Source organism: Bacillus infantis (genome assembly GCF_050107595.1).
Taxonomy (GTDB): domain Bacteria; phylum Bacillota; class Bacilli; order Bacillales; family Cytobacillaceae; genus Bacillus_AB; species Bacillus_AB infantis_C.
This window is the reverse complement of record NZ_JBNILH010000001.1, coordinates 195,342-208,900: the sequence shown is the minus strand read 5'-3', so window position 1 is coordinate 208,900 and position 13,559 is coordinate 195,342. Positions and strand designations below refer to the sequence as shown.

Sequence of the window (13,559 nt, the reverse complement as noted above, 5' to 3'; positions counted from 1 at the left end):
AGATAAAACTGTGACCAGCGGAGGTATTTTATGATGTGGGCGATACGCTTGCTTTTGTTTGCACTCATTTTATTTCTCATCTACACATGCGTTAAATATATCGTTAACCCAAAGCGGAAGCTCGAGCTTGCCCATGAACAAAAGCGCTATTATTTCCTGGATGACCAGAATAATGTCCGCAAAAATTTCCTGATTACGTACAAGGGCGTACTGCTTGAGGGGGAGAAATATTTAGGCACCACTGACAATGCTTTTGAGGTTGTTTCCATTTTCATTTGGCCGCATAACCTGTCCTCTCTCAAAGGGATGGTAAGGGAAGATTTCCTATTCATTGAAAGAAAAATATCGGAGCAATATCCCAATGCAAAGCTTGACTGGAAGAGCCCCATCAAGGAATTCATGAGCAAAGGCACAGATTCCATTTAATTTTCAGGGAGTTTCGAGCCTGATTTTAACATGAAGCACTGCCAAAGCTAAATTTTATAAAAGGAAGAGGCGCCAATCCTTCGGCTGGCGCCTTTTTTCATGCAGAAAAACACTTATACCAGGTCCCCGCCAGCGGGAGGAGCCATATTCTTCTTATGCTGTTTCCTTGAAAAAATCCCGCCATTCAATGACGCTCATCTTTTCCCTAAGTATATACACTAACACTCCAAGCAGCAGCAGGATTGCCCCCGCGGCCGGAAGCGAAAATCGGCTGATGAAACCGCCAAACATGGTATAGCATACCGCCATCGGCAGATTGGTCACCCAGCTGCCCTTCACAAACTCCCCAAACCGTTTATATCGCTCGAGCAGACAAAAGGTGAGCAGATGATAATGAACGAAAGGGATCAGCCGGAGAACAGCCACCTGGCCTGCAGTCAGATTCCTGTATTCCCCGAACCAGCGTTTCTTTAAAGAAGACAGCTTATTGCGGGCAGCCGGCAACTTTTCCAGCATCCAATAAAAAAGCATATTCCCAAGCAGCAGTCCTGCAGCAGAATAAGCGGTGCCCGCAGCCGTTCCGAATGCCGCTCCTCCAGCTATGCAAATGGCGGCAGCAGGCACGAAAAGAAACTGCCTTATTGTATGGAGCAGAATGAATAAGACCGGAGACAGCCAGCCGCCCGTATGAACGGCGGCCAATACGAGAGAAAGCATTTCATTCATGGTAGCCACCTTCTTTGCTGTTAAATCATGATGTTACTTTAACATATAGCAAATGAAGGCAGCTTATGCCCAAACGGCTAGCAAATATATACAGACTGCCGCTTCAAGCATGCTCAGCGCCGGCAGCCCGTATTTAAAAGCATCATGTTTTGTTTTATGCCTGAATTTGTTCATGCCGGCGTACATTCCCGGGGCTCCAAAAACAAAAGCTATGGTCCAAAGTGTTCTTTCGCTTATCCGATATTGATTTTTCCGTGCTTTTTGTTTATCTGCCCTCATAATAAAAAAGCCCGCTGCATTGATCAGCAGCAAATACAGAGCAGCCCATTCCATTATCAGTCAGCCCCTTTATGTATAGTCTTATTATTGAAAAAAGCCATCCTCATAGCGAGAATGGCTTTCTAAAGGCCTCAGCCTTATTACTTGCTCAGGTTCTGCTTTGCAACAGAAGCTAATTCAGCAAATGCTTTTTCGTCAGCAACTGCAAGTTCAGCAAGCATTTTGCGGTTCACTTCGATGCCTGCAACTTTAAGACCATGCATCAAACGGCTGTAAGAAAGACCGTTCATGCGGGCAGCCGCATTGATACGAGTAATCCATAGTTTACGGAAGTCGCGCTTTTTCTGGCGACGGTCACGGTATGCATACATTAATGATTTCATAACCTGCTGGTTAGCAACTTTATATAATGTATGTTTTGAACCGAAATAACCTTTGGCTAATTTAAGAACTTTTTTACGACGTTTGCGAGTAACTGTACCGCCTTTTACACGTGGCATATCTTTTCCCTCCTATATTCGGAAATTACTTAATGTTGTCTAGCATATGGCGAATGCGTCTGAAATCGCCTTTGGAAACAATCGCAGCTTTACGAAGCTTACGCTTTTGTTTAGTTGATTTGTTAGCAAATAAGTGGCTAGTGTAAGCGTGAGAACGTTTCAGTTTACCTGAACCAGTCTTCTTGAAGCGCTTAGCTGTACCGCGGTGAGTTTTCATTTTTGGCATGTGGAATTCCCCCTCTTTACTTGTCGATTTTAGGTGCTAAGACCATGAACATGCTGCGTCCGTCCATTTTCGGATGTGATTCCACAGCTGCAACTTCCTTGCAGGCTTCCGCAAAACGGACTAAAACACGCTGACCAATTTCCTTATGTGTAATCGCACGACCTTTGAATCGGATCGAAGCTTTTACTTTATCGCCCTTTTCCAGAAACTTAATTGCATTTCGCAGCTTTGTATTAAAGTCATGCTCATCAATAGTCGGACTTAAGCGAACTTCTTTGATATTGATAATCTTTTGGTTTTTGCGAGCTTCTTTTTCCTTCTTCTGCTGCTCAAACTTAAACTTTCCATAGTCCATGATGCGGGCTACAGGAGGTTTAGCATTTGGCGCAACAAGAACAACGTCAAGATTTACGCGTGTAGCAATTTCCAGCGCTTCATTCTTGGACTTGATTCCCAATTGCTCGCCATTTTGGTCAATTAGACGAACTTCACGGGCGCGGATGCCCTCGTTTAACAACATATCTTGTTTGCTAATAGTTAGCCACCTCCAAGGTTTTGTGCGAATACAACGTCTGAGTCAAGAGCAGCCGCAAGCTGCAGAACCTGCACCGAATCCCACGCTGCATCCAGCATGACACTGACAATATTACATCATAAAGCTTTATAGACATATAAAAAAGTGCGGATGAAATCACCCACACTTACGAAACGACAAGTTAAAAGCTGTTTCAGTAAAACCTGCCAACTGCTCTTTGCGTCAGCCAGGTGAGAAGCGGGTGCTTCTTCTTTTCCTCAAAGCCGTATTCAATTTACCTAAGTAACTATATCACAAATGATAATTTCGTGTCAAACGAATAGATGTTTTTATCACAACGATTTGAATTCTATCAAAGAAATTGATTTCTTGCAATAGTTTTCGCAGATATTTTTTCTTAATCGTTCTAATTATTGGCTGAATTAAACATTGTTGCTGATTTTGGGCTCATTTAAGCAGATATTCACCCTTCCAGCTTTCTCAGCCGCAGAGTGAATATCCAGCTGCCTTTCAGTACAGCTGAAAGGCGTGTGAAACAGAATTTCACCCGAATGAGCCCAAAATCAACTTTACTAACAAAGTTTAACTATTAAAAAAGAGAGGCCGAAGCCTCCCTGTAAAAATTGTTATCTCACTGCATCTTCTTTCAATGCATCCTTGAACGCATCAAATGATATGGTCTCAGAATTCTGCTCACCGTATTTACGGACATTTACCGCATTATCTGAAACTTCCTTGTCCCCAAGAACGAGCATATAAGGGATCTTTTGCATCTGTGCTTCACGGATTTTGTAGCCGATCTTCTCATTGCGGGCATCCAATTCCACCCTGTAGCCTTGAGCCTGGAGCTCTTCCTGAACCTTTTTTGCATAGTCGAAATGGGCGTCAGGGGAAACCGGGATCACTTGTACCTGTACTGGTGCCAGCCATGTCGGGAATGCCCCTTTATATTCCTCGATAAGGAAAGCTACAAAGCGTTCCATCGTGGAGACGACACCTCGATGGATGACGACAGGACGGTGCTGCTTCCCGTCTTCGCCGACATAAGAGAGATCAAAGCGCTCAGGCAGAAGGAAATCAAGCTGGGCAGTGGAAAGGGTCTCTTCTTTGCCAAGCGCTGTTTTTACCATCACGTCCAGCTTAGGGCCGTAAAATGCTGCCTCGCCTTCTGCTTCATAGTAGTCTAGGCCAAGCTCGTCCATTGCTTCCTTCAGCATGGATTGGGCTTTTTCCCACATCTCATCATCATTGAAGTATTTCTCTGTGTCCTGAGGATCGCGGTAAGACAGGCGGAAAGAATAATCTTCAATGTTGAAGTCTTTATATACCTCGAGAATCAGGTGGACGACGCGCTTAAATTCTTCCTTGATCTGGTCCGGGCGCACAAAAATATGGGCATCATTCAAAGTCATCCCGCGCACACGCTGCAGTCCGGACAGCGCACCAGACATTTCATAGCGGTGCATGGTGCCAAGCTCGGCAATCCTGATCGGCAGCTCACGGTAGCTGTGAATGCTGTTTTTATAAATCATCATATGGTGCGGGCAGTTCATCGGGCGCAGGACAAGTTCCTCATTATCCATTTCCATGACAGGGAACATATCTTCCTGGTAGTGGTCCCAGTGTCCGGATGTTTTATAAAGCTCAACATTTGCCATAACTGGCGTATATACATGCTCATAGCCGAGGCGCTGTTCCTTATCAACGATATAGCGCTCGACGATGCGGCGGATGGTTGCACCCTTCGGCAGCCACATTGGCAGCCCCTGGCCGACCTTCTGGGAAGTCATGAACAAATCAAGCTCTTTGCCGATCTTCCTGTGGTCACGCTCTTTCGCTTCTTCGAGCAAACGCAGATGCTCAGCCAGATCTTCTTTCTTAAAGAATGCTGTCCCGTAAATGCGCTGCAGCATCTTATTGTCGCTGTCTCCGCGCCAGTAAGCACCGGCTATGCTGAGCAGCTTGAATTCCTTAATCTTGCCTGTGGAAGGCACATGGACACCGCGGCAAAGGTCTGTAAAATCACCCTGCTCATAAAGAGTGACAGTTTCCCCCTCCGGAATCGCTTCAATCAGTTCAAGCTTGTACTCATCGCCGATTTCCTTGAAGAACTCCACCGCTTCCTCACGGCTTACTGCTTTTCGATGCACATCAATATTTTCATTGACGATTTTGGCCATCTCTTTTTCAATCAGGGGCAGGTCTTCTGGAGTCAGTGATTCTTCAAGATCCACATCATAATAGAATCCGCCTTCAATGACAGGGCCTACACCGAATTTGGCGCCCTTGTGCAGGCGTTTGATGGCCTGTGCCATTAAGTGGGCTGTACTGTGGCGAAGAACCTCGAGCGCTTCATCGCTGCCCTGTGTGACGATTTCAATAGAACCATCTTCTTCTATCGGCCTGCGAAGATCGTACATAGTGCCGTTCAGCTTTCCTGCTAGCGCTTTTTTCTTCAATCCCGGGCTGATGGATGCAGCCACATCCTCTGTAGATGTTCCTTTCGGAAATTCCTTTACAGCTCCATCCGGAAAAGTCAATTTAATTACTTCTGACATGAAAAATTCCTCCTTATGTGCTTAAAAAACAAAAAACCCGTCCCTAAAGAAGGGACGAGTTGTATTTAACACGTGGTTCCACCCAAATTCCCAGACGCATTAAATCACGCAGTCCGGCTTAGTGAGGGATATAACGGTCCCATGCCCGCCAGCCAATACTTAGACCAATGATAAGCGGCGAATCTTCGTCACTCTTGCGCCACTGTCCTTTCCTGACTGTTGTTCGGAGGCGGTAAGCATTTCATCCGTGCTGGGAAGTTTTCAGCCTTGGCTTCCCTCTCTTTGAACCGTAATGAATACCCTTGTCCTCGTCACTACATTTGTGGTGTTTGAATTATTATGTACGTTATTATAGTAGTTTATCTTGGAAAAATCAAGGGATTTCAGATTTTCTCCCTTCCTGCTGCAGAGAGGATTTTCTTCAGTTCTGTAAAGACTTCAAGAGGCTGGATGACCACTCTTTCCTCAAATATATTGTGGACGGTCCTGGCCAGCGGACAGTCTGGTACATCTGAGTAAAGAAAAATGGCTGACGGCGCCATTGAAAGAAGCGGGGCGATCGTAACGGAATCGACGTATACAGGATGGTTAAAAAGCAGCCGGCGGTCAACCATCTTCAAGAGCTCAGCCCGCTTGATCTCAATAAGCCGGCCATCATAAAAGACAGTCTCCTCCCCCATCACCAGATGGACAGCACTGCGCTTAGGGGCCCTGCCCTTCAGGAAATCCCTCAGCATATGGATGAACATCTGATATTCCTGCTCCATCTTATATTCATCTATGGAAAGCGCTGCATATCGTTCAAGCTGGTCCATCATCGGGCGGAGGCGGAATTTTACAAAAGAGTCGAACGAAAACGAAGAGATGTCCCCTGACATTAATTCTTCAATTGCGAGGCTAAGGCTTTTCTCCGGTCCAGGACCGTCCAGAAAAGCAGACAAATCATCCCTGTTTCCCTCAAGAATGGAATGGATAATATCCATGATCTGCTGCTGCTCTTCCTCATCTTCATAAAAATACTGCTCCGAAAGAATCCTGCGGAACCAGTCATCCTGCTTAGTTTCTATAATGAAGTGTGTCATCGCCCTTTTTACCAGGTCTGCCGTCTCCTGTACTCTGCCCCCTTTGACCTGAACAGTATGCCCGTCTTTCAGCTGAAGTGCTGTTATATTAGAGGATGCTAGTTCAAGCTCCAGGAGTTCCTGCAGTTTCCTCGCATCCTGCTGATTTTGGAAAATGATTTCAATCAATCATATCCCCCCTTGTTTATTAAACAATATTCGAAGCTGCAGCAAGTGCCGGGAGATATCCTCTCCTTACCTATACGGCTTCCTTCGTTAATATCCCTGATTCCATGTATATGGGAAACTTGTACAATTTAGAAGCAAATGCGAAGCATAACAGGGATAAAAAGGGGGACATATTGCGGGAAAGAAATTTGGAGACAAAAGAACAAAAGCGCATGCGCCTTGATCACCCTTAAGGAACGCAGACTAAAAACGCCACGTCCTGTGGCAACGTCTGCATGACCCCCATCCTGGGGGCCTCAAGACAAACCTCCCGGAAAGGCGTTCTTTGCCTTTTTGGGAGGTTTGTCTTGTGACCTCGGCGCAGCTGCTGGACGTGGATCAAGAATTGATAATAATCCACAAGGCTTACAATTTATAATTTCCTAAACAATTAAAAACTGCCTAAATACAAGGCAGTTTTTTCAGAATCACTCTTTATACACGGCGGTTCGGCCCGTCAACCAGGACCGGCTCAGACAAGTAGCGGATGCGCTCCATGATCCGGCGCGCTTTCATTTTTTCTTCTTCGCCGCGCTGGCTGTAGGTCAGGTGGTGCTCCAGCCCCTGCATATCAAAATTGGATGTAAAGAAGGTTGGCAGGTTCTCCAGCATCCTGAACTGCAGGATTGGTCCTAACACCTCGTCCCTTGTCCAGCTGGACATCGTTTCGGCGCCAATATCATCAAGCATCAGGATCGGCTCGCGCTTGATGGCCTCAAGCTTTTCATTCAAGGTTGAGTCTCCGATGCTGCTTTTCATTTCCCTTAAGAGCTCCGGGACATAAACGATCATGGACGAGATCTTTTTCTTGGCAAGTTCATTGGCAATTGCTCCAAGCAGAAAGGACTTGCCGACCCCGAACTTTCCGTAGAAATAAAGCCCCTTCTGCCTTGTACCCGGCTGATAATTCTCGACGAAGCTTTCCGCTTTATCAACCGCATCCAGTCTGGTATCCAGGTAAACATCAGCGAAGGAGGCGCTGACAATCTCTTTTGGAATATACAGGCTTCGGATCAGCTTCTCATTTTTCTTCCGTTCATCATGGATCACCTTGCGCGGGCAGCGGTTGTATTGGACATCAATGATCCCCCTCCTGATGACCAGTTCAGGATGGTACCCCTGCATCATATTCTTGCATTCCCCAAGGCTTGGGCACTCTCTGCATTCCTTGCTCTGCTGGGCATACTCCGAGAGCTTGATCATGCTTCTTTCTGCCATTTCATTTGTAATTTCTGCGCGATGCTCCTGCAAAAAAGCTTTTACATCAGGATGGGAGAAAATTTCCTTCTTTTGCTGCTCGTACCTTTTTTGAAAGCTTTCGTTACCTGCAAGTTTTTTCAATGTCTCATTGATCCTTTCCATGCTGCCACCTCCTTATTTCTTATATTTTTTAAGCCTTTCCTCTAAGGCCCGTCTTTTTGCCTCATACTCCGAGTCATTGGCGGCCGATGCTTTTTGCGGCTGCTCTTCCTGCTGCTCATCAAACCAGTCCGGCAGTGCTTCTTTTCTGATCGGCTTTTTCGCTGAAGCAGGCTTTGCCTTTTTGCCTTCTGCCCACTCCAGATACTGGCGGTGTTCATTTTTGGCCAGGATCATGGCTTCTTTGACCGTTTTAATCTGTTTTCTAGCCCAATGCCCGGCAATCTTCTCTACATAGGCTTTCGTCAGCTTCATATCTGTCTTTAGCATAACATACTGAATTAGAACATTAGCAACGCCAGGGTTCAGCTTCTGCTGAAACATAACATCCTCAATAATCTGCAGGTCTCCCTTGGAGGGATCAGCCCCGCCGGAGATGTCCTTTAACAGCTGGCGCGGAGAAGTGGTCTCCATATATCTGATCAATTCTTCTTCCTGTGTTTTCGGCTCAGCGGCCTGAATTTGATGGATGCCTGGCTGGATCCGGTCTATAAGGGACGGCAGCTGATCCTGATGCTCAAATTGGTACCAGTCACGTGCGGATTTCCGCAGCTCTTCAATATTAATATCATTGTCTTCCGTCATTGCACTGATCAGGATGTTTTTCATCTGCAGGGCATCAATCCCGTAAAGAAAGGACAGGTTGCTTATTGCCTCCCGGACCTTCGGGGTCAGCGCCGACTTGGGAAGAAGAGACTCATTCAAACCAGCTGCAAGCAGCTCAAAATCAAAGGATGACCCGTCGATTTTTATCTCTTCAGTGCTTGTTCTGCCTATGAAGGCAAAGCCATCTTCAAGGGAAAGATCCCTTCCTGTATCCTGGTCAGGGGAGAAAGCTGCAGGATGGCCTGATTCATATACATCCTGAAAGGCTTTAGTTACTTCCTCATAACCCTGCATCATACCAGAATCATAGTCACAGAAAAATCGTTTAAGCCTCAGAAACTGATTTTTGCCGATTTTTCGATACAAATAGATGTTAAGCATCCCATCCAGAAAAAACTGCTCCGGACTCAGCGGCGGCTGCAGTTCGTATATAAAAGAGCGGCTGCCTTCATCATTTTTCACAAAAGCCTTCAAAAGACCAATTCCTTCAAGCTTCAGTCTTGCTTCATAAATCTCCTTTAAGTTCATCCCCATGAAATTCATCAAGCTATGATGGCTGTTTGATTGAGACCAGAGCCTGTTTTCCTCCAGTTCAGCCCACAACGTCATATATAAACTGAAACAGGAAGCCCCGATTAAGGGCTGATACAACAAAGTCAGTACCTTTCGGTCATACTCATGCAAAAGACCGCTCGCGGCCACTGCATAGCGGTCAATTGGAAGCATTTCTTGCCAATGCTGAGTCATAGCTGCCAACCTTTCTACGATCTTCGGGAAACCAGCCAAAAAAGAGCCAAAGACAGTCTTTAGCTCGGCTCTGGCTGCAGGCACTTCAGTGCATCACTTCCAAAAAATCATTGTTCTTTTTTGATCAATTCTTTCAGCTCATCGATAAATACGTTGATATCCTTGAATTGCCGGTAAACAGAGGCAAACCTGACATAAGCAACCTCATCAATTTTGGCCAGTCTGTCCATGACCATTTCACCGATAAATTCGCTTTTTATTTCAGAAACCCCCTGGCTGCGAAGCTCCTTCTCCACTTCAGATGTCACTTCTTCAAGCTCCTTAAGGGCAACAGGACGTTTTTCGCAGGCCTTGATCAGGCCCCTCAGCATCTTATCGCGGCTAAACTCCTCGCGCGTACCTTCCTTTTTTACGACAATAAGGGGTATCTCCTCCACCTTCTCGAATGTGGTGAAGCGATAGCCGCATTTCTCGCACTCCCGCCTTCTGCGAATGGAACGGCCGTCATCGACCGGACGGGAATCAAGGACGCGTGTATTGTTATTCTGGCATGAAGGGCATTTCATACAATCAGCTCCGTATCCTCATTCATGTACTTGCTGGCCGTTTCTCTGCACGAAGGCCATTCTGTTTCTATCATATAAAAAACACATCAGCGGTACAAGCTTCCGCTATTCAGCATTCCTGCCGGAACCAAGATATGTAAGCTCTTTATCCAGCCTGCTATAGAAACCTGTGATTTCCTTTTTCAGGGCAGGAAATGCTCCAGTAGGAGAAAATTGCTCAGTCGATATATTTACATCAATGGCAGACTCCATTCCCCTTACAGACACAATGGTGATAATGGCAAAGTACTTTCTGCCGCGGGTAATTTCCGCAGCCATTTCTCCATGCTCCTTGGCAGAGCTGATCATTTTCACGCTGGGATCCTTCCGCAAAACGTTTTCTGCAGTTTCAAAAGCCTTATTAAAGCTGGCCTTATAGTATCTTGTCCGCAGATTCTCATCCCGATGGCTTTCACTTGTTTCACACTGTTTTTGAAAGCGGCCGAAAACTGTCCGAAAAATTGACATCCATTCATCCTCCGAGTTATCACTTTTCTTTATTTTAACACAAGAAAAGCGCAAGCGCCTTGTCAAAAATGGAACACAGACTAAGAACGCCACGTCCTGTGGCAGCGTCTGCATGACCAGCTTCCCAGGGGCCTCAACACGATCCTCCCGGAAAGACGTTCTTTGCCTTTTCGGGAGGATCGGCTTGTGACCTCGAGGGGGCAGGCGCTGGGCTAGACAGTAACCGCAGTTGTAAAAACTATCTTATTTTTCGGATCATGCTGCCCTGCTGTCCCGGCCAATATAAAAAGAGGTGTACGGATACACCCCTTTGATTTGTCAGTTTATCAGTTTGTCATTTTTATAGTGCGTTTGCTTGAGCTTGCTTAACTTGAACAGGACCCATACCGCGAGGAATTTCAATATTCTCACGAGTTTGAGCGCCTAACTCTTCTGCAATATAATCTGCAGCAATGTTAGGATTGAGATCTCCGCATGTGTATACATCAATGCTTGCATAGCCATGCTCCGGGAAGCTGTGGATGGTCAGATGAGATTCGGAAATGATTACTACTCCGCTTACACCCTGCGGTGCAAACTTGTGAAACGCGACTTCGCGGATTTCTGCACCAGACTTCAATGCAGCCCCTACAAATGTCTGTTCAATAAATTCCATATCATTCAACTTTTCAAAATCGCAGCCCCATAGCTCTGAAATAACATGACGGCCCATTGTTTCCATATTCAAATTTCCCCCTTTTTAAAAATACAAGCGAATTAATGAGCTTCTTCATTTTTACTGGCCAACAACTACCACGGGGGAAAGTTAGTCCAGAGAGGTCCTAACCCTTTAAGTAGCCATCACTGCCAAAATTCAAGAAGTTCACGAGGAATAGTATACTTTGTTTATATTTTTTTTGCAACAGGAGTTTTTGATTTTTTTAGAGGTGTAGTTTGTCTTGAATAATAGATGGAAAAAGACTGGAATATGTCTTAAAAAGCTGGTTATTGGAGGGTTAGCTTTAGGTATGGGGGGTTGATTTCCGTTCCAGGCACTTCGCTTTCCGCGGGGCGGCGCTGAGCCTCCTCGTCGTACCTCCTGCGGGGTCTCGGCTCTGCCGCTGCAATCCCGCTGGAGTCTTCGTGCCTTCCACTCCAATCAACAGGTTTTTAAATTTTTTAAAGTCAAAAGCCTAATACATAAAATAAAAACAGGGGAACTGAAGAGTTCTTCCGTTCCCCTGTTTTCTAAAACAAACGTGCTTTAATAAACAAGCATCAGCTTACTATTTTCCGGTGTTGTCAGCCTGCTTTTACTTCTGTTAGTTTAGCCATTTTTCCGGCAACAAAGTTGACGAGGTCTACGACCCGGCAGGAGTAGCCCCATTCGTTGTCATACCAGGCGAGTACTTTTACTTTGTTGGGGCCGATGACCATTGTTGAGAGGCCGTCAATGATGGCAGAATGTTCATTTGTATTAAAGTCGACAGATACGAGCGGCTCTTCTGTGATATCCAAAATGCCCTTCATGCTTCCTCTGGCTGCAGCTTCAAAGGCATCGTTGATTTCGTCGGCCGTCACTTCTTTATTCAGGTCCACCACAAGGTCAACCAAGGACACATTTGGCGTCGGGACACGGAGGGCCATTCCGTGAAGCTTGCCCTTCAGCTGGGGCAGGACAAGGGAAAGGGCTTTGGCAGCGCCTGTTGATGTCGGAATGATTGATTGGCCGCATGCTCGTGCACGGCGCAGGTCCTTATGCGGATTGTCAATATTTTTCTGATCGTTTGTGTAGGCATGGACAGTCGTCATCAGTCCGTTTTCAATCCCGAATTTTTCATCAAGCACCTTTGCGACAGGCGCCAGGCAATTTGTTGTGCATGATGCGTTAGAAATGATGTCATGCTCGTATATATTTAATGCGCTTTCATTTACTCCCATCACAATTGTGACATCCTCATTTTTACCCGGGGCAGTCAGTATTACCTTTTTAGCTCCTGCCTCAAGATGAAGCGCTGCTTTTTCGCGGGAATTGAACTTGCCTGTTGCTTCAATGACAATATCGATTTCCAGGTCCCTCCACGGGAGTTCAAGGGGATCTCTGCTTGCCAGCAGCCTGATGCGCTTCCCGTTTACGACTATTGCATTATTTTCAGGAATCACTTCGCCTTCAAACATACCGTGATTCGTATCATATTTGATTAAATGAGCCAGAGTTTCAGCAGGATAGCTGGCGTTGATTGCTGCAATTTCAAGATTTTTCTCCATAATTGCCTTTCTGAACACCATTCTTCCGATCCTTCCAAAACCATTAATCGCTATTCTCGCCATCATTATACGGCCCCTTCCGAATAAGTGTTATACTTTAGCTGTTTATCCTTACGATTAGTATAACATATATAGTAACTTTTGTGCTCAAGATTGTGCACATTTTCAAAAAGTCTAATTATTCAGAATAACATTTTTGGACCTTAGTTCAATATAGTCTGCTTTACGCCTTTTATGAACGGAAAGAACAAAGCAAAAGCTATAAACATTTAGCTTCATTAGGCATAAAAAAGAGGGAAGGCATCAGCTCTTCCCCTTTTCCTCCGGCAGCCATTGGTCCAGCAGCCCCAACAACTGCTCCTTCGTCTCTTCAATGGTGCCATTATTATGAATGACGGCATCTGCCAGTCTGACTTTTTCAGGAAGAGGCATTTGAGAATTGATTCGTGCCTCCGCTTCTTCCTCACTTAAAGAATTCCGGTTCATCAAACGCCTCAGCTGAGTTTCCCTATCTGTATAAACAAGCAATGTCTTATCAGCCAAATGTTCCAGCTTGCTTTCGAACAAAAGCGGTATATCCAGCACTACAAGCTGCTCCCCTTTTTGGATGGCCTGTTCTTTTTTCTCCAGCATCCTTTTGCGGACAGCAGGATGGACGATCGCATTAAGAGCCAGCCGTTCCTCTTCATTATGAAAAATGATAGCTCCGAGCTTTGCCCGGTCAATTTCTCCATTAGATTGAAGAATTTCGGTTCCAAATCGGCTGACAATACCATCATATGCTTCTTCGCCCTTTTCCACCGCAAGCCGTGCTTCCAAGTCTGCATCAATGACTGTAATCCCTTTTTCCATCAGCATGGCGGATACGGTACTTTTCCCGCTGGCGATGCCTCCGGTCAACCCTATTACTAACGGCATATTCTGTCCT

Annotated in this window: 15 protein-coding genes and 1 other annotated feature; of the genes, 1 reads left to right on the top strand and 14 read right to left on the bottom strand. The window is 45.7% G+C overall.

Annotated features, from left to right (window positions below):
• Positions 1-30: 30 nt before the first annotated feature.
• A complete protein-coding gene (locus ACQCVH_RS01060; protein ID WP_426834082.1) occupies positions 31-426 on the top strand; it encodes a sigma-w pathway protein ysdB in 396 nt (131 codons plus the stop codon).
• Between the two features lie 153 nt (positions 427-579).
• Here ACQCVH_RS01060 and ACQCVH_RS01055 read toward each other — a convergent pair whose 3' ends face one another.
• From ACQCVH_RS01055 to coaE, 14 genes are all read right to left on the bottom strand, one after another.
• On the bottom strand, positions 580-1,152 hold the full coding sequence (locus ACQCVH_RS01055) for a VTT domain-containing protein (protein ID WP_426834081.1): 573 nt from the start codon (positions 1,150-1,152) through the stop codon (positions 580-582).
• A gap of 63 nt (positions 1,153-1,215) precedes the next feature.
• Positions 1,216-1,485: a DUF1294 domain-containing protein gene (locus ACQCVH_RS01050; protein WP_426834080.1), complete on the bottom strand. Its 270-nt coding sequence runs from the start codon at positions 1,483-1,485 to the stop codon at positions 1,216-1,218.
• Between the two features lie 86 nt (positions 1,486-1,571).
• Positions 1,572-1,931: a 50S ribosomal protein L20 gene (gene rplT, locus ACQCVH_RS01045; protein ID WP_009796130.1), complete on the bottom strand. Its 360-nt coding sequence runs from the start codon at positions 1,929-1,931 to the stop codon at positions 1,572-1,574.
• A 25-nt stretch (positions 1,932-1,956) separates the two neighbouring features.
• Positions 1,957-2,157 (bottom strand): 50S ribosomal protein L35, encoded by a 201-nt coding sequence (gene rpmI / locus ACQCVH_RS01040; RefSeq protein WP_009796129.1) that lies wholly within the window; start codon positions 2,155-2,157, stop codon positions 1,957-1,959.
• Between the two features lie 16 nt (positions 2,158-2,173).
• On the bottom strand, positions 2,174-2,677 hold the full coding sequence (infC, locus tag ACQCVH_RS01035; protein WP_022544261.1) for a translation initiation factor IF-3: 504 nt from the start codon (positions 2,675-2,677) through the stop codon (positions 2,174-2,176).
• A gap of 147 nt (positions 2,678-2,824) precedes the next feature.
• Positions 2,825-2,951 (bottom strand) — a sequence feature (ribosomal protein L20 leader region).
• A 367-nt stretch (positions 2,952-3,318) separates the two neighbouring features.
• Positions 3,319-5,250, bottom strand: a complete 1,932-nt coding sequence (thrS, locus tag ACQCVH_RS01030) for a threonine--tRNA ligase (RefSeq protein WP_426834079.1) — start codon at positions 5,248-5,250, stop codon at positions 3,319-3,321.
• Between the two features lie 383 nt (positions 5,251-5,633).
• Positions 5,634-6,500 (bottom strand): putative sporulation protein YtxC, encoded by an 867-nt coding sequence (locus ACQCVH_RS01025; RefSeq protein ID WP_426834078.1) that lies wholly within the window; start codon positions 6,498-6,500, stop codon positions 5,634-5,636.
• 474 nt (positions 6,501-6,974) lie between these two features.
• Positions 6,975-7,901, bottom strand: a complete 927-nt coding sequence (gene dnaI, locus ACQCVH_RS01020) for a primosomal protein DnaI (RefSeq protein WP_224898503.1) — start codon at positions 7,899-7,901, stop codon at positions 6,975-6,977.
• A gap of 12 nt (positions 7,902-7,913) precedes the next feature.
• Entirely contained in the window at positions 7,914-9,311 is a 1,398-nt protein-coding gene (locus ACQCVH_RS01015) for a replication initiation and membrane attachment family protein (protein ID WP_426834077.1), read from the bottom strand.
• Between the two features lie 107 nt (positions 9,312-9,418).
• A complete protein-coding gene (nrdR, locus tag ACQCVH_RS01010) occupies positions 9,419-9,877 on the bottom strand; it encodes a transcriptional regulator NrdR (protein ID WP_009791377.1) in 459 nt (152 codons plus the stop codon).
• 105 nt (positions 9,878-9,982) lie between these two features.
• Positions 9,983-10,384, bottom strand: coding sequence for a hypothetical protein (locus ACQCVH_RS01005; protein ID WP_224898499.1), 402 nt, complete (start codon positions 10,382-10,384; stop codon positions 9,983-9,985).
• A gap of 340 nt (positions 10,385-10,724) precedes the next feature.
• The gene (gene speD / locus ACQCVH_RS01000) at positions 10,725-11,105 is read right to left on the bottom strand and encodes an adenosylmethionine decarboxylase (protein ID WP_426834076.1); all 381 of its coding nucleotides are present in this window, start codon (positions 11,103-11,105) and stop codon (positions 10,725-10,727) included.
• A 560-nt stretch (positions 11,106-11,665) separates the two neighbouring features.
• On the bottom strand, positions 11,666-12,697 hold the full coding sequence (locus tag ACQCVH_RS00995; protein ID WP_426834075.1) for a glyceraldehyde-3-phosphate dehydrogenase: 1,032 nt from the start codon (positions 12,695-12,697) through the stop codon (positions 11,666-11,668).
• Between the two features lie 237 nt (positions 12,698-12,934).
• Positions 12,935-13,549 (bottom strand): dephospho-CoA kinase, encoded by a 615-nt coding sequence (gene coaE / locus ACQCVH_RS00990; protein WP_426834074.1) that lies wholly within the window; start codon positions 13,547-13,549, stop codon positions 12,935-12,937.
• Positions 13,550-13,559: the final 10 nt, after the last annotated feature.

Coding starts and splice junctions, on each gene's coding strand:
- ACQCVH_RS01060 (WP_426834082.1), top strand. CDS start 31: ATGATGTGGGCGATACGCTTGCTTTTGTTTGCACTCATTTTATTTCTC.
- ACQCVH_RS01055 (WP_426834081.1), bottom strand. CDS start 1,152: ATGAATGAAATGCTTTCTCTCGTATTGGCCGCCGTTCATACGGGCGGC.
- ACQCVH_RS01050 (WP_426834080.1), bottom strand. CDS start 1,485: ATGGAATGGGCTGCTCTGTATTTGCTGCTGATCAATGCAGCGGGCTTT.
- rplT (WP_009796130.1), bottom strand. CDS start 1,931: ATGCCACGTGTAAAAGGCGGTACAGTTACTCGCAAACGTCGTAAAAAA.
- rpmI (WP_009796129.1), bottom strand. CDS start 2,157: ATGCCAAAAATGAAAACTCACCGCGGTACAGCTAAGCGCTTCAAGAAG.
- infC (WP_022544261.1), bottom strand. CDS start 2,677: ATGTTGTTAAACGAGGGCATCCGCGCCCGTGAAGTTCGTCTAATTGAC.
- thrS (WP_426834079.1), bottom strand. CDS start 5,250: ATGTCAGAAGTAATTAAATTGACTTTTCCGGATGGAGCTGTAAAGGAA.
- dnaI (WP_224898503.1), bottom strand. CDS start 7,901: ATGGAAAGGATCAATGAGACATTGAAAAAACTTGCAGGTAACGAAAGC.
- ACQCVH_RS01015 (WP_426834077.1), bottom strand. CDS start 9,311: ATGACTCAGCATTGGCAAGAAATGCTTCCAATTGACCGCTATGCAGTG.
- nrdR (WP_009791377.1), bottom strand. CDS start 9,877: ATGAAATGCCCTTCATGCCAGAATAACAATACACGCGTCCTTGATTCC.
- ACQCVH_RS01005 (WP_224898499.1), bottom strand. CDS start 10,384: ATGTCAATTTTTCGGACAGTTTTCGGCCGCTTTCAAAAACAGTGTGAA.
- speD (WP_426834076.1), bottom strand. CDS start 11,105: ATGGAAACAATGGGCCGTCATGTTATTTCAGAGCTATGGGGCTGCGAT.
- ACQCVH_RS00995 (WP_426834075.1), bottom strand. CDS start 12,697: ATGATGGCGAGAATAGCGATTAATGGTTTTGGAAGGATCGGAAGAATG.
- coaE (WP_426834074.1), bottom strand. CDS start 13,549: ATGCCGTTAGTAATAGGGTTGACCGGAGGCATCGCCAGCGGGAAAAGT.